At 31.9% G+C, this 26,700-nt stretch carries 27 protein-coding genes and 1 tRNA gene; 12 read left to right on the top strand and 16 right to left on the bottom strand.

What is annotated here, in order from left to right; translation table 11 throughout:
* Window positions 1-2: 2 nt before the first annotated feature.
* Complete coding sequence (tatC, locus tag AAEO58_RS07960; protein ID WP_341682942.1) at window positions 3-824, bottom strand: twin-arginine translocase subunit TatC; 822 nt, start codon at window positions 822-824, stop codon at window positions 3-5.
* Window positions 824-1,789 (bottom strand): KpsF/GutQ family sugar-phosphate isomerase, encoded by a 966-nt coding sequence (locus tag AAEO58_RS07965; RefSeq protein ID WP_133609757.1) that lies wholly within the window; start codon window positions 1,787-1,789, stop codon window positions 824-826. Before AAEO58_RS07965 ends, tatC begins: the two co-directional genes overlap by 1 nt.
* Window positions 1,790-1,874: 85 nt before the next feature.
* Here AAEO58_RS07965 and recQ point away from each other — a divergent pair, with 85 nt between their 5' ends.
* Window positions 1,875-4,070, top strand: coding sequence for a DNA helicase RecQ (gene recQ, locus AAEO58_RS07970; RefSeq protein ID WP_341682943.1), 2,196 nt, complete (start codon window positions 1,875-1,877; stop codon window positions 4,068-4,070).
* Window positions 4,071-4,130: 60 nt separating this feature from the next.
* Here recQ and AAEO58_RS07975 read toward each other — a convergent pair whose 3' ends face one another.
* Window positions 4,131-4,493 (bottom strand): DUF983 domain-containing protein, encoded by a 363-nt coding sequence (locus tag AAEO58_RS07975; RefSeq protein ID WP_341682944.1) that lies wholly within the window; start codon window positions 4,491-4,493, stop codon window positions 4,131-4,133.
* A gap of 89 nt (window positions 4,494-4,582) precedes the next feature.
* Here AAEO58_RS07975 and AAEO58_RS07980 point away from each other — a divergent pair, with 89 nt between their 5' ends.
* Entirely contained in the window at window positions 4,583-5,449 is an 867-nt protein-coding gene (locus AAEO58_RS07980) for an AraC family transcriptional regulator (protein WP_341682945.1), read from the top strand.
* Here the strand turns inward: AAEO58_RS07980 and AAEO58_RS07985 are convergent.
* Window positions 5,446-5,685 carry a hypothetical protein gene (locus AAEO58_RS07985; protein WP_341682946.1) on the bottom strand — a complete coding sequence of 80 codons (240 nt, stop codon included), beginning with the start codon at window positions 5,683-5,685 and terminating at the stop codon, window positions 5,446-5,448. The genes AAEO58_RS07980 and AAEO58_RS07985 overlap by 4 nt on opposite strands.
* 57 nt (window positions 5,686-5,742) lie before the next feature.
* Between AAEO58_RS07985 and AAEO58_RS07990 the strand changes: the two genes are divergently transcribed.
* Both AAEO58_RS07990 and AAEO58_RS07995 read left to right on the top strand, forming a co-directional pair.
* Window positions 5,743-6,789, top strand: a complete 1,047-nt coding sequence (locus AAEO58_RS07990) for a DUF2891 domain-containing protein (protein ID WP_341682947.1) — start codon at window positions 5,743-5,745, stop codon at window positions 6,787-6,789.
* 48 nt (window positions 6,790-6,837) lie between these two features.
* On the top strand, window positions 6,838-8,400 hold the full coding sequence (locus AAEO58_RS07995; RefSeq protein WP_341682948.1) for an NAD(P)/FAD-dependent oxidoreductase: 1,563 nt from the start codon (window positions 6,838-6,840) through the stop codon (window positions 8,398-8,400).
* A gap of 4 nt (window positions 8,401-8,404) precedes the next feature.
* On the opposite strand, the gene AAEO58_RS08000 is transcribed toward AAEO58_RS07995, so the two are convergent.
* From AAEO58_RS08000 to AAEO58_RS08020, 5 genes are all read right to left on the bottom strand, one after another.
* Window positions 8,405-9,283, bottom strand: coding sequence for a phospholipase A (locus AAEO58_RS08000; RefSeq protein WP_341682949.1), 879 nt, complete (start codon window positions 9,281-9,283; stop codon window positions 8,405-8,407).
* A 103-nt stretch (window positions 9,284-9,386) separates the two neighbouring features.
* Window positions 9,387-10,013: an HmuY family protein gene (locus AAEO58_RS08005; RefSeq protein WP_341682950.1), complete on the bottom strand. Its 627-nt coding sequence runs from the start codon at window positions 10,011-10,013 to the stop codon at window positions 9,387-9,389.
* Window positions 10,014-10,040: 27 nt separating this feature from the next.
* Complete coding sequence (locus AAEO58_RS08010) at window positions 10,041-12,113, bottom strand: TonB-dependent receptor plug domain-containing protein (protein WP_341682951.1); 2,073 nt, start codon at window positions 12,111-12,113, stop codon at window positions 10,041-10,043.
* Window positions 12,113-13,006, bottom strand: coding sequence for a DUF6607 family protein (locus AAEO58_RS08015; protein WP_341682952.1), 894 nt, complete (start codon window positions 13,004-13,006; stop codon window positions 12,113-12,115). Before AAEO58_RS08015 ends, AAEO58_RS08010 begins: the two co-directional genes overlap by 1 nt.
* Before the next feature lie 224 nt (window positions 13,007-13,230).
* Window positions 13,231-13,677 (bottom strand): cold-shock protein, encoded by a 447-nt coding sequence (locus AAEO58_RS08020; protein ID WP_133609769.1) that lies wholly within the window; start codon window positions 13,675-13,677, stop codon window positions 13,231-13,233.
* Between the two features lie 299 nt (window positions 13,678-13,976).
* Between AAEO58_RS08020 and idi the strand changes: the two genes are divergently transcribed.
* From idi to AAEO58_RS08050, 6 genes are all read left to right on the top strand, one after another.
* A complete protein-coding gene (gene idi / locus AAEO58_RS08025) occupies window positions 13,977-14,504 on the top strand; it encodes an isopentenyl-diphosphate Delta-isomerase (RefSeq protein WP_341682953.1) in 528 nt (175 codons plus the stop codon).
* A gap of 31 nt (window positions 14,505-14,535) precedes the next feature.
* On the top strand, window positions 14,536-14,946 hold the full coding sequence (locus AAEO58_RS08030) for a 6-pyruvoyl trahydropterin synthase family protein (RefSeq protein WP_262318779.1): 411 nt from the start codon (window positions 14,536-14,538) through the stop codon (window positions 14,944-14,946).
* 2 nt (window positions 14,947-14,948) lie between these two features.
* Window positions 14,949-15,401 carry a peroxiredoxin gene (locus AAEO58_RS08035; protein ID WP_341682954.1) on the top strand — a complete coding sequence of 151 codons (453 nt, stop codon included), beginning with the start codon at window positions 14,949-14,951 and terminating at the stop codon, window positions 15,399-15,401.
* A 74-nt stretch (window positions 15,402-15,475) separates the two neighbouring features.
* Window positions 15,476-16,441 (top strand): type I phosphomannose isomerase catalytic subunit, encoded by a 966-nt coding sequence (locus tag AAEO58_RS08040; RefSeq protein ID WP_423972058.1) that lies wholly within the window; start codon window positions 15,476-15,478, stop codon window positions 16,439-16,441.
* A gap of 57 nt (window positions 16,442-16,498) precedes the next feature.
* Entirely contained in the window at window positions 16,499-16,768 is a 270-nt protein-coding gene (locus AAEO58_RS08045) for a hypothetical protein (protein ID WP_133609779.1), read from the top strand.
* Between the two features lie 77 nt (window positions 16,769-16,845).
* Window positions 16,846-16,919, top strand: a tRNA-Thr gene (locus AAEO58_RS08050).
* A 717-nt stretch (window positions 16,920-17,636) separates the two neighbouring features.
* Here AAEO58_RS08050 and AAEO58_RS08055 read toward each other — a convergent pair.
* The 6 genes from AAEO58_RS08055 to AAEO58_RS08080 all read right to left on the bottom strand — a co-directional run bounded on the left by AAEO58_RS08055 (window position 17,637) and on the right by AAEO58_RS08080 (window position 23,305).
* Window positions 17,637-18,203 (bottom strand): REP-associated tyrosine transposase, encoded by a 567-nt coding sequence (locus AAEO58_RS08055; RefSeq protein ID WP_341682956.1) that lies wholly within the window; start codon window positions 18,201-18,203, stop codon window positions 17,637-17,639.
* A 183-nt stretch (window positions 18,204-18,386) separates the two neighbouring features.
* Window positions 18,387-19,112 carry a DUF4369 domain-containing protein gene (locus tag AAEO58_RS08060; RefSeq protein WP_341682957.1) on the bottom strand — a complete coding sequence of 242 codons (726 nt, stop codon included), beginning with the start codon at window positions 19,110-19,112 and terminating at the stop codon, window positions 18,387-18,389.
* 155 nt (window positions 19,113-19,267) lie between these two features.
* Window positions 19,268-21,127, bottom strand: coding sequence for a M61 family metallopeptidase (locus tag AAEO58_RS08065; RefSeq protein WP_341682958.1), 1,860 nt, complete (start codon window positions 21,125-21,127; stop codon window positions 19,268-19,270).
* A gap of 126 nt (window positions 21,128-21,253) precedes the next feature.
* Window positions 21,254-21,535, bottom strand: a complete 282-nt coding sequence (locus AAEO58_RS08070) for a TIGR03643 family protein (protein ID WP_194094952.1) — start codon at window positions 21,533-21,535, stop codon at window positions 21,254-21,256.
* A 228-nt stretch (window positions 21,536-21,763) separates the two neighbouring features.
* Entirely contained in the window at window positions 21,764-22,366 is a 603-nt protein-coding gene (locus AAEO58_RS08075; RefSeq protein ID WP_341682959.1) for an alpha-ketoglutarate-dependent dioxygenase AlkB family protein, read from the bottom strand.
* Between the two features lie 33 nt (window positions 22,367-22,399).
* Window positions 22,400-23,305 carry an EamA family transporter gene (locus tag AAEO58_RS08080; protein WP_341682960.1) on the bottom strand — a complete coding sequence of 302 codons (906 nt, stop codon included), beginning with the start codon at window positions 23,303-23,305 and terminating at the stop codon, window positions 22,400-22,402.
* Between the two features lie 158 nt (window positions 23,306-23,463).
* Here AAEO58_RS08080 and AAEO58_RS08085 point away from each other — a divergent pair, with 158 nt between their 5' ends.
* Together AAEO58_RS08085 and AAEO58_RS08090 are read left to right on the top strand one after the other, a co-directional pair.
* Complete coding sequence (locus AAEO58_RS08085) at window positions 23,464-24,060, top strand: murein L,D-transpeptidase catalytic domain-containing protein (RefSeq protein ID WP_341682961.1); 597 nt, start codon at window positions 23,464-23,466, stop codon at window positions 24,058-24,060.
* Window positions 24,061-24,118: 58 nt separating this feature from the next.
* Window positions 24,119-26,218: a TonB-dependent receptor domain-containing protein gene (locus tag AAEO58_RS08090; RefSeq protein ID WP_341682962.1), complete on the top strand. Its 2,100-nt coding sequence runs from the start codon at window positions 24,119-24,121 to the stop codon at window positions 26,216-26,218.
* Here AAEO58_RS08090 and AAEO58_RS08095 read toward each other — a convergent pair whose 3' ends face one another.
* Window positions 26,219-26,617, bottom strand: a complete 399-nt coding sequence (locus tag AAEO58_RS08095) for a DUF2721 domain-containing protein (RefSeq protein ID WP_341682963.1) — start codon at window positions 26,615-26,617, stop codon at window positions 26,219-26,221.
* Between the last annotated feature and the right edge of the window lie 83 nt (window positions 26,618-26,700).

Consider the following 26,700-nt stretch of genomic DNA (forward strand, 5'->3'; position numbering starts at 1 on the left):
TTTTATGCTTTTAATTTTTCTCTTTCTTGACTTTTTACAACTAAAACACTAATCAAAATACTTGCTTCGTATAAAATCATAATTGGAATTGTAACGATAATTTGGCTCAAAACATCTGGTGGTGTAATAACTGCTGCTACAATTAACACGATGACTAAAGTGTATTTTCGGTATTTTCTTAAAAATTCTGGTGTTACCAATCCAATCTTTGTTAAGAAGAAAATGATAATTGGTAATTCAAATAACAATCCGCTTGCAATGGCGGATGTTTTCATCAAACTCATGTAGGAGTCAATATCAATCGAATTGCTAATTTCTGGACTCACAATATAACTCGCAAAGAATTGTACTGATAACGGCGCAATTAAATAGTAGCCAAACAATACACCAATAAAAAATAGAATTGAAGAAACAATGATGAACGAAGCGGCATATTTTTTCTCTTTTTCATATAAAGCCGGGCTAATAAATTTCCAAATTTCCCATAAAATAAAGGGGAATGCAAAAATAAATCCTACCGTAATCGAAGTCCACATGTGCATCGAAAATTGCCCGCCCATTTCCCTGTTTTGGATAGGGAGATTGATTTCGTTGATACACATTGTGTCTGCCATGTCAAATTGTTTTCCTAAATCGCAAAAGAATTGATAGGTGACAAAGTCGGGACTTTTTGGTCCAAAAATAATTTCATTGAAAATAAAATCGCTAAAAAAGAAAGCAACTATTCCGCAAATTAAAATTGCTGCTGAACTTCTAACTAATAACCAACGTAATTCTTCAAGATGGTCTAAAAACGACATCTCTTTTATGTTTTTTTCTGCCATTATACGATTCCTTCTTTTAAAATATCGTGTAGGTGAAGTATTCCTTTGTATTCGTTGTTGTCAACCACTACTAATTGTGTGATTGAATTGTTTTCCAAAATATCCAACGCTTCTGAAACTAAAATACCAGAATTAATATTTTTTGGATTTTTAGTCATAATATCTTGCGCTGTTAAATCGGTAAAAGTATCACGGTTGTTCAACATACGACGAATATCACCATCAGTTACAATTCCTACCACTTGATTGTTTTCAATAACAGCTGTTACACCCAAACGTTTTTCTGAAATTTCCATGATTACTTTTTTGATAGAAGCATCCGGAGTAACCATTGGTTTGTGAGTAGTATCTAACATGTCTTTCACACGAAGTAATAATTTTTTTCCTAAAGCTCCTCCTGGATGATATACGGCAAAATCTTCACTTTTAAAGTTGCGCATTTCCATTAAGCAAACAGCTAAAGCATCTCCTAATACTAATTGAGCTGTAGTACTATTTGTCGGTGCTAAGTTGTTTGGACAAGCTTCACTTTCAACATAAGCATGTAAAATATAGTGTGATTCTTTTCCTAAGTACGAATTTTTATCTGCTGTCATTCCAATTAAGGTATTGCCAAAACGTTTTAATAACGGAGCCAATACTTTAATTTCAGGACTATTGCCGCTTTTTGAAATACAAATGATAATATCTTCTGGTTGTACCATTCCTAAATCGCCATGAACGGCTTCTGCTGCATGTAAAAACATAGAAGGTGTTCCCGTAGAATTTAAAGTGGCTACAATCTTTTGAGCGATTAAAGCGCTTTTGCCAATTCCAGTTACTACCAATCTTCCTTTGGTGTTATAAATTTCGGTAACACTTTTGGCAAAGTCTTCATCTAAGTAATTTACAAGATCTGCGATGCTTTTACTTTCGGAAAGTAAAGTTCGTTTTGCGGTAGCTAAAATCGTTTCAGTTGTGCTCAAAATAGAAAAATTAAAAAATTTGTATGTGTAAAAGAAAGTCGTATCTTTATGTTTGCAAATTTAGGTAAAATCATATTAATAGAGAATGAATCCACACGAAATTGATTTACATAAAGAATTAAAGAAATATTTTGGTTTTAACCAATTCAAAGGACTTCAAGAACAAGTAGTTAAAAGTATCATTACAGGGAATAATACCTTTGTGATTATGCCTACTGGTGGAGGAAAGTCACTTTGTTATCAGTTGCCAGCATTGGTATTAGATGGAACTGCTATTGTTGTTTCTCCGCTGATTGCCTTAATGAAAAACCAAGTAGATGCCATTCGAAGCTTAAGTTCTGAACAAGGAATAGCGCACGTATTAAACTCTTCTTTAAATAAAACTGAGATTGCTAAAGTAAAAAAAGATATTACTTCGGGCATCACTAAACTATTATATGTAGCACCAGAATCCTTAACTAAGGAAGAATATATCGAATTTTTAAACAGCGTTCCAATTTCTTTCGTAGCGATTGATGAGGCGCATTGTATTTCGGAATGGGGACATGATTTCCGTCCTGAATATCGTAATTTGAGAAATATTGTTCGTCTTTTAGGCGATGTTCCGATGATTGGTTTAACCGCAACAGCAACTCCAAAAGTACAAGAGGATATCTTGAAAAACTTGGATATGCCTGATGCGAATACGTTTAAAGCATCGTTCAACCGACCTAATTTATATTACGAAGTACGTACTAAAACTAAAAATATCGAATCGGATATTATTCGATTCATCAAACAACATAAAGGAAAATCAGGTGTTATTTACTGTTTGAGTCGTAAAAAAGTGGAAGAAATTGCACAAGTTTTACAAGTCAATGGTGTAAGTGCTGTTCCCTATCATGCGGGCTTAGATGCTAAAACTCGTGCCAAACATCAAGACATGTTCTTAATGGAAGATGTGGAAGTCGTAGTAGCAACCATCGCTTTTGGTATGGGAATCGACAAACCAGATGTTCGTTTTGTAATTCACCACGATATTCCAAAGTCATTAGAAAGTTACTATCAAGAAACAGGTCGTGCTGGTCGTGATGGTGGCGAAGGACATTGTTTGGCGTATTATTCGTATAAAGACATTGAAAAATTAGAAAAATTCCTTTCTGGAAAACCAGTTGCCGAACAAGAAATTGGTTTTGCGTTGTTGCAAGAAGTGGTGGCGTATGCCGAAACATCGATGTCACGTCGTAAATTCTTATTGCATTATTTCGGTGAAGAATTCGATGATGTTAATGGAGATGGCGCTGATATGGATGACAATGTTCGTAATCCGAAAAAGAAAGTCGAAGCACAAGACCAAGTGGTTACTTTGTTAAAAGTAGTTCGCGATACCAAACAATTGTTCAAATCAAAAGAAGTGGTTTTAGCGCTTGTAGGTAAAGTCAATGCGATTATTAAAGCACAAAAAATTGATACGCAACCTTATTTTGGAAGTGGTGCTGATTTTGATGAAAAATATTGGATGGCGTTAATTCGTCAGGTTTTAGTGGATGGATTATTGACAAAAGATATTGAAACCTATGGTGTGTTGAAAATGTCAGAAAAAGGAGAAGCGTTTATTAAAAAACCAGTTTCTTTTATGATGTCGGAAGACCATGAATATAATGAAGAAGAAGATGAAGCAATTGTAACGGCAGCAAAATCTACAGGAACAGCTGATGAAGCGTTAATGAGTATGTTGCGCGATTTACGCAAGAAAGAAGCTAAAAAGTTAGGTGTTCCACCATTTGTTATTTTCCAAGATCCTTCTTTGGAAGATATGGCATTAAAATATCCTATTTCAATTGATGAATTGAGTAATGTTCATGGAGTAGGAGAAGGAAAAGCTAAAAAATACGGAAAACCATTCGTTGATTTAATCAATAGATATGTAGAAGATAACGATATTATTCGTCCTGATGATTTGGTGGTAAAATCTACTGGAGCCAATTCAGGTTTGAAGTTGTATATTATTCAAAACGTAGACAGAAAGCTAGCTTTAGACGATATTGCCAAGGCAAAAGGTTTGGATATGGATGGTTTGCTGAAAGAAATGGAGCAAATTGTTTATTCGGGAACCAAATTAAATATCCGCTATTGGATTGACGAAATCTTAGACGAAGACCAACAAGAAGAGATTCACGATTATTTCATGGATTCCGAATCCGATAATATTAAAGACGCTTTAAAAGAATTTGATGGCGATTACGATATTGAAGAACTTCGTTTAATGCGAATTAAGTTTATTAGTGAAGTAGCGAATTAGTATTAGATTCCAAAAATAAAAATCCAAACTCCATTTAAAAAAGAGTTTGGATTTTCTTTTTTACACTGAATAATCCTTGAACATATAAATCCAAATAATTCGCGATAGTTTGATATTGACTAAGGTTAAACTTAAAATCACAACTCCAATTATTGGAATGATTCGTAAATCGAAGGTTTCTTCAAAAAACGGCATGCAGATAAAATAAGTTATTAAGGCTTCTGCCACTCCAAGTCCGTAACTAACAAACATAGCGCCAAAGAAAAAGCCAGGTTCTTTTTCAAATTTCGTACCGCAATTAGAGCAATTTTCATGCATTTTTGGGAAACTAAAACTAAAATGCAACAATCCTTTTTCAAAAATATTTCCTTTGTTGCAATTTGGACATTTGTTTCCAAATGCATTTATAATGGTTTTTAACATTTGTTTTTATTTTCAGCAAATTTAGAAGATTATAATTTAAAATTGGTTTCGTATTTTCGCTTATTATAACACAAAAAGGACATTTGCTTATGGAAAGAGATGAAGTTTACGAAATTAAGAAGTTCAAGCGTAATTTCTTTCATCATAATTTATACGTCAATACGTTTCAAAATCACTTGAAAGAACATCGTTTTATAGAGTCGTTGCACCGACACGATTTTTATGTTTTGGTTTTATTCACAAATGGAACTGGATTGCATAAAATTGATTTCGACACTTTTGATATAACTAAAGGAAGTCTTTTTTTGATGCAACCCGGACAAATTCACTTGTGGGAACTTTCGTCTGATATTGATGGTTATATTGTTTTCTTTTCTAAAGAGATTTATAATTTGCATTTTAGAGATAAGAAAATTGAGGAATATTTGTTTTTTCAATCGTCTAAAAATAAACCAGAATTGGTTTTGAATATTGATGAAATGAAACAAATTCAACCTTATTTTGAATTAATGGTAAATGAAAATCAAGAAGATCAACTTCAAAAGAAAGATAAAATGCTTAATTTATTGGATTGTATCTTAGTTGAAATTTTAAGGATTTACAATATAGAATCCAATCATTTAACTTCAAGATACAATCATAAGTTAAAAGAATTTGAAATACTATTGGAGCAATTTTATAAAACCGAAAAATCACCTTCGTTTTATGCGGATAAAATGGCTATTACATTAAAACATCTCAATAGAATATCAAAAAACATATTGAATATAACTATTACGGAGTTAATTACGAGAAGAGTAATTTTAGAAAGTAAGCGAATCATGGTTGATAAAAACAGAAATATTGCTCAAATTGCTGATGAATTAGGCTATTCCAATTATTCTTATTTTTCAAAATTGTTTAAAAAGAATGTTGGGATGACTCCAACAGAATTCGTTAATCAATTAAAAAATTAATCTTGGTAAACTTCTCCTCGGTGTGGTTTTAAAATGTCTCTAAAGGTAATCATGTTTTTTTCTTCTACCACAATGAAAGCAATTGCGTGCATTTCATTAATGATTTCAAATCCCGTTTTTTCTAACGTTATTTTTTCCTCAACTAAATATTCTTTTAAATGAATATCGTGATGTTCTGCTGTTTTAGCAGCTGCTTCTCCTCTAAAATCCCAAATTAGTTTTATTTTTCTAGACATTGTAATTTACTATTTTTCAAAGGTAAGTTTTTACTAAATTTGAAAAAACTATTTGTTATGAAAAGTGTACTTTTTTTTCTGGTTAGTAGTGTTGCCCTCTCGCAAAATTTGACAATTGAGCAAGCCAATCATTTGGCGAGTTTGCCTGTAAAATGCTTACAACAAGAATATCCCAATAAATTAAATCAACTTTTACTGAATGAAACTGAATTACTTTCTCCAAAAACGTTACATCCTGCTTTTTATGGTTGTTTTGATTGGCATTCTTCGGTACATGGGCATTGGAGTTTAGTGTATTTGTTATCTAATTTCAAAGATATTAAAGATGCAGCACTCATTATAGAGAAGCTTAAAATTAATCTTTCCAAAGAAAATATTGATAAGGAAATTGCCTATTTTGAAAAAACGCATGAAAAATCTTTTGAAAGAACCTATGGATGGAATTGGCTATTAAAATTACAACACGAATTAGAAATTTCAAATGATTCGTATGCAAAAGAATTGGCTGATAATCTGCGTCCTTTGACGGATTTAATTATCAAACGTTATATCGAATTTTTGCCAAAACTTTTATACCCTATTCGTGTTGGAACCCATTCTAATACTGCTTTTGGACTAACAAATGCTTGGGATTATGCTGTTTTTTCTGGTAATATTGCTTTGCAAAACAGTATTAAAGAAAATGCTAAACGTATGTTTTTAAAAGATGAAAATTGTCCTTTTAATTGGGAGCCAAGCGGTACTGATTTTCTTTCTCCATGCATGGAAGAAGTAGCCATAATGCAACGAATTCTTCCTCAAAATGAGTTTATTCCATGGATTAAAAAATTTGCGCCTCAATTATTCTCTAAAAAATGGAAATGGGATGTCGCAAAAGTGTCAGATAGAACCGATGGACATTTAGTACATTTAGATGGACTTAATTTTAGTAGAGCTTGGAATTTGTATGATTTGATTCAACAATATCCAAAACAATTTTCTCACTTGAAACCAATGGCAGATGCTCATTTGTCTTTTTCATTACCTTCAATTGTAGATGGAAATTACGAAGGCGAACATTGGTTGGCTTCATTTGCTTTACGTGCATTTGACGCTAAAAAATAGTTTCAAATGATTACTTTTGCAAAATAATTCATTTTTTAAAACCAATTTATGCCACGCGAATTTCAATTTCAAGTTTCACCCGAAGTAGCGGCAAACGAAAGTTTGTTAGCCCAACATGTTGCTAAGTTATTTCAGGTAAGTCCGAAGGAAATTCAAAAAGTGGATGTTTTAAAACGTTCTATCGATGCGCGTCAGAAAGCCATTAAAATGAATATTAAGGCGAATGTTTTTTTGGTTGGAGAAGAATATAAAGCGCAAAAAATAGAATTACCTGATTACCCAAATGTTGCCAATAAACAAGAAGTAATTGTAGTAGGAGCAGGTCCTGCTGGATTATTTGCTGCTTTGCAATTAATTGAATTAGGTTTAAAACCTATCGTTTTAGAACGAGGAAAAGATGTTCGTGGTCGTCGTCGCGATTTAAAAGCGATTAATGTGGATCATATTGTAAATGAAGATTCCAATTATTGTTTTGGCGAAGGTGGTGCTGGAACATATTCGGATGGAAAATTATATACACGTTCTAAAAAACGTGGCGATATTGATAGAATTTTAGCTCTTTTAGTTGGTTTTGGAGCTACGCCAGATATTATGGTAGAAGCACATCCACACATTGGAACCAATAAATTACCTCAAATTATTCAAGATATTCGAGAGAAAATCATCGAATGTGGTGGGCAAGTATTGTTTGAAACTCGTGTGACTGATTTTGTAATCAAAAACAACGAAATGCAAGGTGTTGTGGTTCAAAATGGTGATGTGATTTCGGCTAATAAAGTCATTTTAGCAACCGGACATTCGGCTCGTGATATTTTTGAATTGTTACATAAAAAAGGTGTTCATATTGAAGCGAAGCCTTTCGCATTAGGTGTTCGAGCAGAACATCCACAGGAATTAATTGACCAAATTCAATATTCATGTGATTTTAGAGGTGATTATTTGCCTCCAGCGCCTTATTCGATTGTTAAACAAGTGAATGGCCGTGGTATGTATTCGTTTTGTATGTGTCCGGGTGGTGTTATTGCGCCTTGTGCTACAGCTCCTGGAGAAGTAGTTACGAATGGTTGGTCGCCTTCAAAACGTGACCAAGCAACAGCAAATTCTGGAATTGTAGTGGAATTAAAATTAGAAGATTTCAAACCTTATGAAAAATTCGGGCCTTTAGCCGGAATGGAATTTCAAAAAGCCATTGAGCAAAAAGCATGGTATTTGGCTGGGCAAACTCAAAAAGTGCCTGCACAAAGAATGGTTGATTTTACTCAAAATAAAGTTTCAAAAGATATTCCAAAAACGTCTTATGTTCCCGGTACAACTTCGGTGGAAATGGGACAAGTTTTTCCTGGATTTTTATCGCAAATCATGCGCGAAGGTTTTGTGCAATTTGGAAAAGCAATGAAAGGTTACATGACTAACGATGCTATTTTACATGCGCCAGAAAGTAGAACATCATCACCGGTACGAATTCCAAGAGATAATTATTCATTGGAACACGTTCAAATCAAAGGGTTGTATCCTTGTGGAGAAGGAGCTGGTTACGCTGGTGGCATTATTTCAGCAGCAATTGATGGTGAAAAATGCGCGTTGAAAATTGCGGAGAGTTTACAAGATTAAATTTCTACCAATCGGCAAAAGAAATTCCTATTCCTAAAGTAGTTTGTCTGTGGTTGTAATCAATCATGGTTTCTCCATATCCGTCAAACAATTGTACTTGACCACGTAAATGTCCTTTTATTGGGAACACATAATTCAATTGAATACTTCCGCCTTCCCAACTAGAAAATGGGTGTGTAATGATGGTGTAAAATTGATGTCTGTTGTAGGTATAGGCCACATTTAGTTCTCCATCTCCAATATATTTGGTAATTTTTGGATTTTCATCTTCATCATCCGATAGTCGAATCCAAGGATTTAATGTAATAATCCAATTGTCTATTTCGTATCCGGTGTGAAAAATAACTCGGTTCCAGCTTCTAGAAGTAGGTAAGTTTTTTCCGTTCGATTGATGATTTAGAGTAACGCCAACCGATTTGAATTGTCCACCTAAAAAATTAAATCGCAAAGGATATTTAAAAATGATTTCGGGTTCGTAATTTAATTCTCTAAATGCTCTCGAAATATCGCTATTGTAAATTTGCCAATGTGCTTTTTGAGTGTATCCTATCCAAATGTCTCCTTTTCCCCACAATAAGTCTTGAACCACTTTTGTTTTAAAACTCAATTGAAATTTTGCTTCAACATTATTATAAGGCGAACTTTCGGTTGCAGAGTAATCCAGATTTTCGCTTTTAGGTTGTTTATTTGGATAACTAGAAATTCTTCCTGCCGTAATGTAAATAGGTTTGTACGACATTAATCGAAAAGTTCCATTTTTGTCAGCCACATCTAATTCCCATCGTTGCGAATATGTTTTGGTAATTATAGCGGTGTCTTTGCTAATATCTTGACTAAATGTTGCTAAAGAAATAAGAAATACAAGCAAAGTTAATTTGTACATAAGTTTTTGTATTAAATTCTAATTTGCAAAGTAAAAGGTTTTTAAATAAAAAAATCACAGCTTTCACTGCGATTTTAATTTTGATACGAAAAGAAATTTATTTTTAGAAATTTGTTCCGTTCGGTTGGTAAACATATTTAAATGTAAAATATCTTGTCAACGAAGTCGCATCTGGATTTGCGGGAGCATCTTTGTAATAGCTAATGATTTCCATTTTGGCATATTTTCCGTCGTGCGTTTTTACAACAAATACTTTTCCTGCAATTGGAGTTACTAAATTTGTTGCTCCATCATAATTGTACCAGCCATTACCACTTCCGGTTGGAATCGCATAAGTGCTTGCACCATCTTGATTAAAAGTTGAAACATTTGGAATTGTAGTAACAGCATCTAAAGTATTTGAAATAATACTTACAGCTCCATTTCCTGTACGAGTAGGCTCATCTGTAATTCCAATTGCAGTTCCACCATTTACAATAATTGTTGTACCACGAAATGCAATATCCCATGAATCGTTTGTTACAATTGCGTTTTGCGAAAAACTAAATTTTGTAAATTCACCACCAACTGGAGCACCCATTCCGCCGGTTTGTGGAGCATATAGATTAGAGAATGTTTTAGTTTCTAAATTTGCTGTTCCAGATGAGTTATCATCGTCATTAGAACAAGAGGTAAAGAAACTAAATACTGAAAGTAGTAAAACTGATTTGAAAAAATTTGATTTGATCATAATTATAAAATTTATTGATTAATTGTTTTAAAATTGATATTGAATTCTTGTAAATAATTGTCTTCCAGATAAATTTGGAATATTGCTTTCATCTTTATAATTAAACAAGTTGTTCACTCCAAATTGAGCTGAAAAGCGATATTTAAAATCTTTATTTATGGTCAGATTTGTTAAAAAATAGCCTTTGACAAATTCATCATATTTATCTAAAATGGCATTGTTGTTTGAGTCGAAAATTCCGTATTTACTTCTATAAAAGACACGTGCATTAATTGATGTTTCAATTGATGGAATAAGATAATTTAGCTTGATATTTGCTGTATGTTTTGAACGATTGTATAGTCCGAAATAGTCACTAGCTTTCAGCCTGAATGAGGATAATGTTATTGGATCTCTTGCGAAAATTTCGCCTCGTTCAATTTTATCTACTATGGTTTGGTCTTTAGCAATTAAATACTGGTAACCTGAACTGATTGAAAAATTGGAATTCATTTTATATGTTCCGTTTAATTCTAAACCATAAGTGAAAATTTTGTCAATATTGAAATAAGAAAAAACATTTTGACCATTTGTCCTTTGTGCAATAGCTCTCGTGTCAATTAAATTTTCGATAGTATTATAGAATAAATTATAATCAAATGATAGTTTATTCTTTTTATAATATCCTCCAAAATTGATGTTTATAGAACTTTCTGGTTTAAGCGGATTTGAAAAATCGTAACCATTGGTAAATAATATTTGCCCTTGACTTTGTAATTCAGCAAGCTTTTCGGCTGCTACATTATAACCTAAAACAGTGTAACCCACAGATGAATTGGTAAAATCAAAATATAGTTGTCTTAAATCGGGTGCTTTGTAACCATATCCAATAGAAGTTTTTAAAGAAAAGTGTTCATTCCATTTATAATTTAACCCAATTTTTGGGCTAAATTGTGATTGATATTGATGATGGTTGTCATAACGAAAACCAACCAATACATTCCATTTTTCTTTTAAGAACCATTCGAATTGACCAAATAAATACTCAGAATTTAAGGTTACTTTCTCTTCAAAATAGGTTCTTTCTAGAGTTTCATAATTCACACCAATTCCGGTTGTTAGTGTATTTTTACCTATTTTATAATGAGAACGAATTTCAGGTCTATAAAACCATTGGTTAAAATTACTTTTATCAAACAATTCATTGTTTTCATCGTTTAAGTACTCATCTGCTTTATAGTTTGTGGCATATAAATCGTAAACTAATTTAAAGTTGTCAGAAACCGCTTGATTTAATAGAACTGAGTTATTCCATTCATTAATTTTACTCTCTCCTTTATATTTTTCAGTCCCAATTTCGGAGTTATAATCTTGATTCTGATTGTAAATCCTTGAATTAAATAAAAGATTTACTTTGTCAGATAAATTAATTTTTATTTTAGGTTGAATGGTAAAATTTGAATAGGGTTCTACTGTTTGAACAAAGTTACTTTCCGAAAGATTATAACCGTCTGTTTTAAAATAATTCCCAAACAATTCGAATCCGATTTTCTTCTTGCCATATTCAAGCGATTTTGAAATATCATGAGTGTTAAATGTAGCCAGTTTGTAATTGATATTGCCTTTAAATTGTTCTGTAGTTGTGGTTTTTTTAGTGATAATATTTACAACTCCAGCTAAAGCTTCAGAACCATATAAACTTGACGAGGCTCCTTTTACAATTTCAATTTTTTCAATATTGTTAACCGAAATTCTGCTTAAATCTAAAGTCCCTGCACTTCTTCCAAAAAGCGGTTGACCATCAATTAAAACCATAACATAGGCAGCATCTAAACCTTGCATTTGAATACCTTCGCCACCACCAAAATCAGGTACAGTAATTAAACCTGTTTGCTCTTGAATAATTTCATTTAAACGGCTTAAACCTGACTTGCGAATACTTTCGCCAGTTATAATTTGTGTTGGCAAAGGTAGTGTTGCAACGTTTCTTTCGGTTCTTGTTCCTGTTATAATAACTTCTTTAAGATGACTCGTTTTAATAGAATCATTCTCAACTTGAGCTATTAAAAATTGACTACAAGAAATGAAAAATAGTATACCTATGTTTTTTTTGAATTGCATTATTTTGAAACTATAAAACTGTCAATTACTGTATTGATTTCCTCTTGGCTTGCGTCTCTTTTTAATTTACTTAAGTGTATGTATAATGGTTTTCCATCAATATCACTTTTTAGTTTTATATCTTTATTTTTCGCGAATTCAGCATTCCATTTTGTGCGAACTTTTTTCCAAAACTCTTGGTTTTCAACCCACCATTTTTGAGCTACTTCACATTTTGAATCATCTACTTTTGTGTAAGTATTATGGCCTTTTTCTTGAGCTAAAACATAGTCATTACCTTTTTCGTCTCTAATAATTTTATCGTTGTCCTGGTCGTGAATCCAACCATTCTTGATAATTTCGTGTACATTAGTTCTTTTTGTAATGTTGTAATCACTTCTTTGCGTATACTCTCTTCTTGGAAGTGGTGCGTTTGTAATGTTTTCCCAATAGTGGCGTCCATCTGCATGAATCCATGAAGCACTTCCTTCATATCTAGGTTTATCGTCAACTTCATATACTTTTTGTGTCCATTGACCTTTTACTTTATCTTTTGGAAGTGTTTTAAATTTCCAATCTTCAAAGCCGTTGTAGTCATACAATTTTGTGTTTTCAAACAACCAATCTTGTCTCCAGTGCTTTACAATGTTACCTTTTCCAACAATTAATAAATGCTGAATTGAAATTTTGTTAGATTCATCTTCAATTAATTGTGCCCATTCTAAAGCAGTTTCATGCTTTACTTTTGACGCTTTGTAATTTGCAGAATCCTTTGGGTAGTTGAAAGTTTCAGCAAAATTGAATTTGATTTCATAACAACCACACATTGCTTTAATCGATTTAACATCTTCAGTTTTTTGAGCATAAGTTGAAACTGATAAAAACAAAATTGCAAGTAATAAATAGTTCTTCATTTTTAGTATTTTAAATTAGACTAATTCTAAACAATGCAAATTTAAAAGATTATTTAGAACAAATCCAAATAATAATCAGATTATTTTTAATAATTCTAAATAGTGCTTGATTAACAAGTTTTTGCTTTTATAAAATGGAAACAGGAAACCCTTTACATTCAATTTGATGCAAAAAAAAATCACAGCTTGCACTGTGATTTTAATTTTTGGGATAAAAAGGGGAATTATATTTTTTTAACGTTTACAGCATTCATGCCTTTAGCGCCTTTTTCTAAATCGTAAGTTACTAAGTTACCTTCTTTTACATCATCAAGTAAACCACTAATGTGTACAAAGTATTTTTCTCCTGTTTCAACAGCTTTAATGAAACCAAAACCTTTAGAATCGTTGAAAAAATCGATTGTTCCTCTGCGTTCCGTTGGTGCTTCATCTTCCTCAGTTCTTCTTGAAGTACCAATTTCAATGCTTTCTACATCAACAATAATCTTTTTAGATGGATCTGGAGGTGTGCTGGTTAAGTGACCATTCTCGTCTACATACACATATAAATCTTCTCCCGATAATTTAGGGTTTGATTTACGTGCTTCTTTTTTCTCTTGTTTCTCTTTTCGTTTTTTAGCACGAAGTTTTTCTTGTTCTTTTTTGTTAAAGGTTTCCTGCGGTCTAGCCATTAAATTTTAAATAATTTAAATTAATATTTGTTTTAAAGTAAAAGGATAAAAACACACAAGCGAAATAAACAAGAAATTTATAAAGTACTTTTATTCAAAGTATTGCGAGAAGAAATTATTATCATTACCAATGTGACAAAGGTAGTGAAAAAAACGTTCACTTCTATAAAACCCGCCAATTTTAAGTTTCGATTGCTCTTTTTACTTTGGAATTCAACACAAGTTAAACTTATCACAAACTCAAAAACTAGTTTCCAATCCCTTCTTTTTTTGTATTTTTGACAAGCATTACAAATCCTATGATAGAAGAACAAGTAATATTAGTCAACGAACAAGATGAGCCTATTGGGCTGATGAACAAAATGGAAGCCCATGAAAAAGCGGTTTTACACAGAGCTTTTTCTGTGTTTATTTTGAATGATAAAAACGAAGTGATGTTGCAACAACGCGCACATCACAAATATCATTCACCACTTTTGTGGACCAATACTTGTTGCAGTCATCAACGCGCTGGCGAAACCAATATTGAAGCTGGAAAACGCCGTTTGTATGAAGAAATGGGTTTTAAAGTGGAGTTGAAAGAACTATTTCATTTCATATACAAAGCACCTTTTGATAACGGTTTAACCGAACACGAATTAGATCATGTGATGATTGGCTATTACAACGGAGAACCTGTAATTAATGATGATGAAGTTGAAAGCTGGAAATGGATGACCATTGAAGCCATAAAAGACGATATGATAGTAAATCCAGATGTTTATACCGTTTGGTTTAAGATTATTTTTGATGAGTTTTATCATTATCTGGAAGATCATAAATTATAAAACCCAAAACCTATTACCTAAAGCCTAGAATATGAGAGTAACTGTTTCAAGAAAAGCCCATTTTAATGCTGCGCATCGTTTGTATCGCAAGGATTGGTCAATGGAAAAAAATCAGGAAGTGTTTGGAAAATGTAATAATCCCAACTTTCATGGTCATAATTACGAGTTGATTGTTTCGGTAACTGGTGAAGTGGATAAGGAAACAGGTTATGTAATTGATACTAAAATTTTATCCGATTTAATCAAAGAACATATCGAAGAAGCATTTGATCATAAAAACTTGAATGAAGATGTTCCTGAGTTCAAGGATTTGAATCCGACAGCCGAGCACATTGCTTATATTATTTGGAACAAACTTCGTGTTTTGATAGCTTCTGATAAAGAATTAGAAATTACCTTGTACGAAACTCCGAGAAACTTTGTAACTTATAAAGGAAACTAATTATGGCAATTCAATTTGGAGATAAATTACCAAGTTTTAAAGCGGCTAAACAAGATGGAACTGCTTTTGAAAGTGCTTGTATTCAACATAAACCAGTTGTAATTTACTTTTACCCAAAAGATTTTACGCCAGGATGTACTACTCAAGCGTGTAGTTTTAGAGATGCGTATCAAGATTTTCAAGATTTGGGTGCCGAAGTTATTGGTGTAAGTGGTGATTCGGCTACTTCACATCAGAACTTTCAACAAAAATATAAGCTTCCGTTTATTTTACTTTCCGATGCTGATAGAAAATTACGTCGTTTATTTGGTGTTCCAAACGCGCTTTTCGGATTGTTACCGGGACGTGTAACTTATGTTTTTGACGCTAAAGGAAATTGTATTTATATTTTTGATAGCATTAGTGCTAAAAATCATATTACAAAGGCTTTAGAAGCTATTAAAAAGTCGAAATAAAATAATTTTTTACAAAGTAAGACTTCCAATTTCTGTAATTCGTTAGATTTTTTTGCATCTTTGTACTTCACTATTTGACTATGAAGTTTTATCCTTTAACCTTTACACCGATACTTAAAGACCGCATTTGGGGCGGTACGAAGTTGAAAACTTATCTCAACAAACCTATAGTTTCAGAAACTACTGGCGAGAGTTGGGAAATTTCAACCGTGCCTGGCGATATTAGTGTGGTTAATAATGGTGTGCTTAAAGGAAAAAACATCAACGAAATTATCGATTTGTTTCCAGAAGAAATTTTAGGAAAATCAGTTATTAGTCGTTTTGGAAAACAATTTCCATTGCTTTTTAAATTCATTGATGCTAAAGAAGATTTATCCATTCAATTGCATCCGAATGACACATTAGCGAAAGAACGTCATAATTCTTACGGGAAAACCGAAATGTGGTATGTGATGCAAGCAGATGAATCGGCACGTTTGGTGGTTGGTTTTAAGAAAGATTCTAATCAGGAAGAATACTTATCACATTTAGAAAATAAAAATCTAGTGGCTTTATTGAATGAATCTTCAGTAAAAAAAGGCGATGTTTTTTTTTTAGAAACCGGAACCATTCATGCCATTGGAGCAGGAGTTGTCGTAGCAGAAATTCAACAAACAAGCGATGTTACTTACCGAATTTACGATTGGGATAGGGTAGATGCTAACGGTCAAGGTAGAGAATTGCATACCGAATTAGCTCTAGATGCGATTAATTATAACGCAACTGATTCTAAAATAACATATAAGGAAGAGGCTAATCAAAGTACTTTGGTGGTAGATTGTCCTTATTTTATCACTAATATTATAGCGTTGCAAGATCGTTTTATTTGGAAACGAAAGAAACAAGCTTTCACCGTTTTTATGTGTACAAACGGACAATTTGAAATGGTAATGAATGGAGAAATCTTGCGATACCGAATGGGAGATACGATTTTGATTCCGGCTTGTATTGAGAATTTAACCATTAAAGGAAAGGCTACATTGTTAGAAATTTCCATATAATGTATTGAGAACAAAATATATTATGTAATTTTGCTTCAAATTTTAAATTTATACAAAATGGCAAGCGTTAAAAACTTGAAAAAAGAAATCAACTACGTTTTAGGTGATATTGTAAACATCGTTTACATTTGGGAAATGTCTACAACAGGAAAACCAACTGAAGCATCTGATAAATTAATTGATGAAGTGTACGAAACTTTCGATGCTTTAATGACAAAAGCTAACGTAAAAGACGTTGAGAATAAAAAAGCACATTTTAAACAAATTCGTAAAGAATACGAAGCGGCTGCTAATCAATTTGTTGCGAAAATAAACGAATTAAAATAAAAAAATCAATAAAAAAAGTGCAAAAAATATTTGGAAATTAAAAATTCACCCTTATATTTGCACTCGAAATTTGAGTTGCCAGCGTAGCTCAGCTGGCTAGAGCAGCTGATTTGTAATCAGCAGGTCGTGGGTTCGAGTCCCTCCGCCGGCTCAAATTAAAAACCATCACAGCAATGTGGTGGTTTTTTTATTTCAAGTCGTTCTGAACTTAATTAACTTCGTTGAATCTTCGATTTCAGAATCTTTTAAAACGCATCCGCAAGCGTCAAGCTGTGTACACAAAGTATAAAAAAAGGTTTTTAATGTTTGAAATATGCAGTTACGAGCAAGATGCTCGCGCTAGCGTGGGGAACTAGTTTCAAAAATTCTATTTTTTTTACATTCCACGCGAAGGGATTCGCGCGGTAGCGGTGTACACAAAGTATAAAAAAGGTTTTTAATGTTTGAAATAAGTAGTCACGAGCAAGATGCTCGCGCTAGCGTGGGGAAGGGATTCGCGCGGTAGCAGTGTGATAAATCTATTTTTAAGAATTTAGATAAAAAATAAACATGATTACCGATAAAATTAGAAATACTATTCCAAAAAAAATCAATCCTAAAGTGCGATTATATGTCATTAACTTTATCGAGTCACTAATATATTCAGAAAAGCTTTCTCTTTTAATGCCAAATTGTGGACTATAGTTCTTTTTCTTATATTGTCTATATAAAACAAAACCTATTAAAAATAAGATTATACCTATAACCAATGAAATTTGGGCTCTTTCTAAAAATCCTTCTTTTGTTATTGTAATTAAAGTCATAATAGTTATTGTTTATTTGATTTTGGTTTAGGCCCCCGCTACCGCGCGAATCCTTTCGCGTGGAATTATAATTTGAAATTCTGAAAAACACAAACACCATCTAGCATTCCTTTTTCTCCTGAATAGTCTGGACCACTACTGTATTTATAATCTTCGGGTCTAAAAACAATTCCTTCTTCAACAGGATTATTGTGTACGTAATCTATTTTTTGTTGAATTACTTCATTACTCCATAATTCGATCGGATTATTATCATGTCTCCAAAACTGGAAATTGGTAGTATTGGAACTTTTTTCTGCTTCTTTTTTAAAATAATCTAATAAAAACTCTTTTCTGCTTTCCTTCGGATTTTCTTGTATGGCTTTTATAATACTTCGGCTTGTAAATCTTTTAAAATCGCCTAATAAAAGTTCAGGCTTTTGATTTTCAATACTTCTAAAAATTAAATGAACATGATTTGTCATTATGCACCAAGCATGAATTTCCATTCCTTTTTTTAGCTGACAAAATTCTAAACTTTCTACAACTAAATCTTTATACTCATTTCTTGTAAAAACATCCAGCCATCCCACAACTGCAAAACTCACAAAGTAAAGTCCCTCTGAATTATGAAATTTATAATTTCTGCTCATTCTTGCTTTTTTTCAAAAATAATAAAATTATTTGTTTTTATGAACCACGCGAAAGGATTCGCGCGGGAGCGGAGGGGGAAAGGATTCGCGCGGAAGCGTTGAGAATGATGATAAAAACAAATTTCCCATCAACAAATAAGTTATAATAATAAAAAAAAGCGGCCAATTACTGACCGCTTTACTTTACTTCTGAACTTCTAAAGTTTTTCTTTCCTTAATATGTTCGTTAAGCATTTTTCCGTATTTTGATTTGGCAACTTCAGGTGTCAAACTTTTTTGAATTGTGTCTAAATACGTTGTGTTGATATCAGCAATTTCTGAAAGCGCTAAATAAGGCGCAATTTCTTTATTTCCGTTTGTAGCGGCAAAATGTGCTGTGTAACGATATTTTCTCGTTAATAAGCTTTTATATGCCTTCTCAATGCTATCTGTAGTGGTTGCATTAGGTTTTAATTCGTTTTTTAAACGTTTTTCCATCAAAGCTAAGTTTTGATCTCTGAATTTACTATTAATGCTATCAAACTTTTTCCATAAATCATGATTTTTAGAACCTGATATTTTCGCATCAGCAAAAAAATGTTTTAAGGTAGTTTCAATTTTAATATTTCCAGGCTCAGCAAAAAACGGTAAGCTGTTATCAATAGAATTGGTTTGTCCTCTATCTAAAAATAAATATAGCATTTCTGGACTATCAAGTTTAATGTGACTTTCAAATTTTGAATCTCCGTTAACTATAATACTATCTAAAATTACTAAAGCCGAATCTTGTATTTTTTGTAAGTACAATTTTCCTTGGCTTAAGCCTTTTACATCTCCAGAGATATGAACGTTAGCATCTGAATTTTCTTCGTTTTTATTACATGAAATTAATGTGAAAACGGCAATAGCAACTAAAAATATCTTCTTCATCCTTTTGTTTTATTTTATGTTCGCAAAGTAAATAAAAAAATCCTCAAAATACTAAGTACTTTGAGGATTTTCAAGTGCGATATCAAATGCAAATTTCAAGTTCAAATTCAAGTTCAAATTCAAAAATCAAGATTTGTTACTCTTTAAACTTAAATTTAACCTCTTAACCAAGCTTCTCTAACTGTTTTTTTAGTGTCATCAGTTGCTTGATATCCGTCTTGTTTTTCTTTTGGCATTACAACTTTTCCTTTTACAGTTTGTTCTTTACCATCTCTTTTGAATTTTACGGTCATAGCATCTCCATCTTTCCAGTTCATACTTGCCATGATTAAATCGTAGATATTATCTAAATTATAGTCTTTACCGTTAAAAGCTAAAAGTGTATCATTGTTTTTTAAACCTAAAGTAGTCATGAATACATTTAATTCTGTATCAGGTAAAATCATGATTTCTTTTGTAGCAGGATTTACCGTGATATAAGGTTGTGTTTGTCCTTTTAAGAATGGATTTCCAGCAATTTCGATAGTTGCTTCTGTAACTCCCATTTTAGCAAAATATTGCTCGTAAGGAATTGGAGTTTCACCAGCTACGTGGTTTTTTAAGAATTCGCCTACAGCTGGATAGGTCAATGCCGTAATTTTATCAAATAACTCTTCGTCTTTAAATGCTTTTGTTGTTCCGTATTCTTTAGATAATTCTTGCATTAGGCTTAAAATTCCTTTTTGACCATTGCTATTTTCTCTAATTAAAATATCCATACACATAGCAATCAAAGCTCCTTTTTGGTATACGTTTAAATATTGTTCTTTGTAAGGAGGATTCAATACGTTTTTACTCATTTTAGTAAAACTCATATTGTCGTTCATTTGGCGCGATTGTGCAATTTTGCCTGCCATTCTTTCAAAGAATTCTTTTTCGTCAATTAAACCTTGATTTACTTGGAATAAGTTAGCGAAATATTCAGTTACTCCTTCATACATCCATAAATGTTCTGACATTTGAGGATTATTGAAATCAAAATATTGAATTTCGTTTGAATGAATAGTCAATGGTGTTACAATGTGGAAGAATTCGTGAGAAACTACGTCTTTTAATTGTTCTTGTAACATTTCTAATCCCATCATTTCTGGCATAACTACTACAGTTGATGTTGGGTGCTCTAATGCTCCAAATCCTTTTGCATCTTTAGCTGCCATATCAGACAAGTACAATAAGATGGCGTATTTTTTTGTAGAGTTAATTGGTCCTAAGAAACGTTTTTGTGCCTTCATCATGTTTTCCATGTGAGGTGTAATTTGTTTAGCTGTATATTTTCCTGTTGGAGAATACACACTGATGATAATTTCCATATCATCTACCATGAAAGAAGTAAAATCAGGTTTTGAATACATGATTGGCATTTCAACCAAACTTGCATATTTAGACATTAAAAACACATCTGAAGTAGCACTTGCATCTGTATCTATCATTGCCGAAACACCTAATAAGCTTTCTGGATGCGTAACGGTTAATTTGTATGGTGTTTCTTCTTTTCCTTTGAAGTATCCAATGAATCCATGCGTATTTAACATGAAGTTTGTTCCAGCATTAATATTTGTTCCTGAAGGTGAGAAAATATCTTCGCTTTCACCAAAACCTGCACCACCTTCTGTATCAAATGAATCATTAACTAAGTATGTGATTTTTGATAGTTTTTTGGCATCGGAAATAGTATATGAATTTTCGTCAATTTTAGCTACTTTAAGTGTATTTCCTTTAGCATCAAATGCTTTTACATTTTCAATAAAGCGACCGTAATCGTCTTCAGAATAAGTACCAGGAACGGTTTTAGGAAAATGAAAAGTTACAGTTTCACTTGTAAAAGTTGGAGGTGTAACGGTAACCATTACTTTATCGTCTTTAACATTAATTAAATCGATTGTTACTGCTACATCATTTTGTTTAGCAGTTGTTTGAGTTGGGCTACAACTCCATAAAAATCCCACTAAAGAAAGGGAAAGAATTATTTTTTTCATTTTATCAAAATTGAATTAGATATAAGTAGAAAAAAAGAGATGTTTGTTACAAATTCTCTTTGGAAATTTTATTAATCAAATTAATGTCAATAAAAAAGCTCTTATTTTATTTAAGAGCTTTAGTTTTTAGTCGAATTTATTTTTGAAGTAATATTTACTATCTAAATCTTCATCTTCTAATTCGTTGTACTTTATGGGTTTTGGTTTAGGCTTACTTGCCGTTACTTTCTTTTTCCAAAGTTCAAAATTGTCTTTGGATAGTCGTTTGCGCATTAATTCGGTGACTTCGTTTTCAGTCACTCCAAATTCCTCTTTTAAAACTTCAAAAGGTTTTTTTTCCTCTTGAGCCATAGCAACAACTCTATCTAGTGTTTCGTTGTCGAATTCTGAAATTTTCTTCTTTTTCATTTGTTTAAACAAAATTTTTCATCGGTAACAAATGGAATCGCATTCTGATTGTTTGTTTTGCTTACGCAACTGTTTTTGTGGCGATTTCATCAGATGAATACTAATTCTAACTTTTTTATTGGTTTGTAATTCAATATTAATAAAAAAATAAATTCAAAAAATATGCCAATTGTTTTTTTAGGATTTTTTAAAATTATTAGAAAGTTGCTATGTGTTTTTAGAGAATATTTACAAAATTGTTCGAAACGTTAAATTTATTCTCGCATTTTTGGATTGAGTAGCTTTTGGGATTTGATGTTTATAATGAATTTGGCTACCTTCTTTCATTACTAATAAACTACCGTGGTTTAAATTAAGCGATAATTTTACGTTGTTATCTGAAATGTGTTTCAATTGAAATTTACGTTCTTCCCCAAAACTTACAGAGGCAATTATGGGATTTCTGCCCAATTCTTTTTCATTATCGGCATGCCAACCGTTGCTATCTTTTTCGTTTCGGTATAAATTAGCTAAAACGGTGGTGAAATTTTGTTCGGAAATTTTGTCTACTTTCTCTTTTATAAACATCATAGTAGGATTCCAAGCATGAGGTTGCATTGTTAAACCCGAATAGGAATACGGTTTGCCTTCGTTTCCAAAAAGACAAGTTAATCTGGGTTGGGCAATTTTCTTTCCAAAAATAGTGATATCGTCTTGTTGCCAAGGGGTTTCATTCATGAGTTTCTCAAATAACATATCCGCTTCTTCCTGATTGAAGAAATTGGGATAAAATTCAAAAACCGCATCTGGTAGTGGTAAAATTATTTTCTCTTTTGGGAATAAATCGAGCATAAAAAAAGCGATGATTAACATCGCTAATTTACTTTATTTTTTCTTGATTTGTATGTTCATGATTACAATTGCAGTAATTATTAACACAATTCCAATCCATTGAATTAATAAAACTTGTTCGTTCAATAAGAAATAAGCCATCATAACCGAAACCGGTAACTCAAGCGAAGAAACAATACTTCCTAATCCAATCCCAGTATGAGGAAATCCTGCGTTTAATAACATAGGAGGAATGATGGTTCCAAATAAAGCCAAAACAATTCCCCATTTGGTGAAAATTTCAAAGTTAAAAGGTGTTACTTGCGTGTATAAGCTGAAACCAAATACGATAACTGCTCCGCCTAACAACATATACAAACTTCTTTGAGCAGACGAAATGCCTAATGCGACTTTGTTTGCTGTAAACATAGTTGTAGTAAAAGAAGCAGCTGCTAATAATCCCCAGAATAATCCGTTTGACCAATCAATTGTTGGGTCGTTGAAATCTATTTTAAAGATGTTTATCGCTAAAGCTGTTCCAATTAAAACAATAATTACAGAAATTATTTTTTGAGCCGATGGTGCTTTTTTATCCAAAAACCATTCTAATAGAACGCCCATCCAAACGGTTTGCATTAATAATACAATTCCAATAGAAACCGGAATGTATTTTACCGCTAAATAATAGAAAACACTGGTCATTCCTAACGAAGTTCCAGCTAACATTAAGTGCATGATATTTTTTGGAGTAGCCTTTACAGCTGTGTTTTTGTTTTTGGTTCTTTGGAATAAATTGATAATTAAAATTCCAATAATTCCTAAAATAAATTGTGAAGACGTTACTTCGGCAGTTGTAAAATTTTCTTTGTATGCTAGTTTTACGAAAGTGGCTAACATTCCGTAACTCGTTGCTCCTAATGCTACAAGAAAAACTCCTTTTATGATATTGTTATTTGACATTTCCTAAATTTTTAAGGGGCGCAAAGATAGGGTAAAAAGAAAAAAGAGAATAGATAAAAGAAAAAAGATTTTTGATGGTTTAATTTTAGTAAGAATTTAACAACATACACTTAAATAAAAATCAAAAAAAAGAGTTATCATAATTTAACCCCATTTCTATGAAACACTTTTTACTATTGATTGCAGTTTGTTTTTTATGTTGTAATAATTCGGAAGTTGAAACTTTACCAGTTAAAGATTACAGTTCATTTCATAAAGAAGCAAATGAATTTTGTGCGGAAAATGAATATAACGAGGACTACTATTTTTTAGTTGATTTGAGTATTCATTCGGGTAAAAACCGATTTTTTATTTATGATTTTAAAACTAAGAAAGTATTGGATAAAAATTTGGCTACTCACGGAAGTTGCGACCAATTTGAAGAAAACCCAGATAAATGGAAAAAGGTAAAATTTGATCATCGAGTAGATAGTCATTGTTCCATGAAAGGAAAATATAAAATTGGCAATCGCGACTATAGTTCGTGGGGAATCAACGTAAAATATTGGCTTCATGGACTAGAATCAACTAATAAAAGCGCTGAAAAAAGGGTTGTGGTTTTACATTCTTGGAGTGCTGTTAAAAATAAAGAAGTATATCCAAAATACTCACCATTGAGTTGGGGTTGTCCTGCAGTTTCTGATGCATTTATGGAAAAATTAGACGTTCGTTTGCAACAATCGGAAAAACCAGTTTTGTTGTGGATTGTGGAATAAATAATTTTATTTGTAACAAAACAGGAAAAAGCCTACTAATTGCAAATAAATTACTACAATGAGAAATTTTTTGATTTTCCTTTCAGTCTTAGCTTTTCAATTTTCAGTTGCTCAAGAAGAAACATTTAAAGATAGTATTAAAACCACCGAATTAAATGAAGTTGTGGTGCAATCTAAAAAGAAAAGTATTGAACAAAAAGCCGACAGGACCATATTTGATTTTTCTGAACAAAGTCATTTGAATTCAGGCTCTGTGATGGAAGGATTAAAAAAACTACCCGGATTAATAGTTTCTGATGTGGCCGGAATGATGTATCAAGGAAAGCAATTAGAAGTGTTTATGGATGCCAGACCATTAAATATTTTTTCGAATGAACTTACTTCATATTTAGAAAGTATGCCTGCAAATTCAATTGAAAAAGTTGAAATTATTACGCAACCAGGTGCCGAATTTCCTGCAACTTCTGGTGGAGCAATTATAAATATTGTAACTTCAAAAAACGCTAAAAAATATCTTTCGGCAACGTATTCAAACGGATATAGTTATACAAAATACGACAAATCACGTCATCGATTTAATAATAGTTTATTAGTCAATGCTAAAAACAAATGGTTTGGTTGGCAAGTACAATTGGGGCAAAACTTTAACCAAGGTTATCAACGTACAAATTTTGAAAATGAAACAACTGTACTTTCTAAAAATACGACCGACAGAGAAAATCGTTTTTACTTTTTTAAAACCGGTTTAAAGTTCGATTTAAAAAAAGATAGATTTTTGGTCAATTACGATTTCACCACTTCAAATAATAATGCTTTAATTGATGCTAGTGGTTTTGGATTTGTAACCAGCGATAAAAGTAAAAACAAACTTAATAGAAATGATGTTGCTTTAAACTATCAGAAGCGATTTGATGATGCAACTAAAAAATTAGATTTTAGATTTAATGTAAATTCGGTTGACAATAATTTCGATTTGAATAATAGAGTTTCTGGAAATTCGGTCTTGGATAATGGTTATAATCAATTGTTTTATCAATTTAAAACCGATTACTCACAAGAGTTTTCATTTTTAGAGAAAACTAAATTTTCAACTGGAGTTTTAGCAGATAAATTAGAATTTGAAGCCCTAAATTTAGGTGTAACTAATTTAGATTATCAACGAACCACTTTAGCAGCTTATTCTGAATTTCAATCTACCTATAAAAAGTTTGATTTTATTTTAGGAGGAAGATTAGAGTCGTACTCTATTGAAGGAAATACAGATACTGATGAATTAATTCCGTTTAATCAAACCCGATTTTTCCCAAATGCAAGTATTCAATACAATATAATTCCACAAGTTTTTGTGAATGCAAATTATAACAAAAAGATTAGTTTGCCCAATACTTCTGCTTTAAATCCGAACAATACCAATTATCAAAATCCCAATGTTTCCTTTTTTGGAAATCCAAATTTAGAACCTACCATTTTTGATAATTATGAGTTTAAAATAAGTGCTTTTGAATATTTTTTTATTGGTTATTCTCGTAGCGATGCTAATAATCAGGTGATGAATAGAATAATTACTGATGGTGATGGAGCTGCAAGTATTTCAGAAAATATTCCACAAATAACTATTCATAATTTTAATTTTGGTTTACCAGTTCCTTACATGTTGTTTACCAAAGGATTAAAGGAAACGTTGAAATTTGATTTTAATCCAGATGAGATTAATTTTTTATACTTGTATGTTGGGCATCAAAAGCACATTTTGCCAGAGGTTAGTGGAAAAGGCTTGTGGTTTTTTAATGCTATGTCGCAAATTGTTTTACCAAGTAAAATTAAGTTTACAGCAACTTATAATACTTCATCAACGGGTGGAAATTATTTCTATTATGAAAACAGAGTTCCGTTTAGCCAACAATTTGATGTTACATTTGCTAAGAAATTTTTAGACAATAATTTGTCAGTTTCGGTTTATTGTAATGATGTTTTTAATACCAATAAACAAGGATTTAATGCTCTAGGAACTAATTTAATTTATGAAAGTCGAAATGATTCAAGAAGAGTAGGAATCACATTAAATTATAAAATTCCGACTAAAAATAAATTAGCAAAAGAAGAAGGTAATATTTTAAATAATGATAAAAAAGAAGATCAGCCAGCTATTGGTAATTAATTATTCAACATCTTCTGATAAATCTTTTAAATGAACTCTCAAAGCATTAACGGAAATACTGATTTCCCAAAACGAAATGCCTAACGAAATCAATAAACAAAGCAAACTAGCTCCAAAAAAGTAAATCCCAAGATTTTCTTGACTTACATAAAGTAATAACATAGCAAAAACCGATAAGAACAAACACATTACCCCAAAAAGTTGCATGTAACGAATTAATGTTAATCTTAAATTCAAATTTTTGATTTCTAGAAGAATGTTTTTGTTATGATTGTCGTCGTAGTTTTTCTTTAGGTTTCGAATGATTTGAGCGATTGTTAAAAATCGATTTGTGTAAGCTAAAAGAATCAACGAAGTCGCTGAGAATAATAAAGCCGGAGTTTCTATAGATAGTGTCATTGGATTTCCTAATTAAATTTTAGTTTTAAACATTCTAAAGGATTTATAAGAAGTAAAGATTAGTTGTTATTGATAAAACTAAT

Origin of the sequence: Flavobacterium helocola (assembly GCF_038289885.1) — a bacterium.
In the GTDB taxonomy this organism is placed as follows: domain Bacteria; phylum Bacteroidota; class Bacteroidia; order Flavobacteriales; family Flavobacteriaceae; genus Flavobacterium; species Flavobacterium cheniae.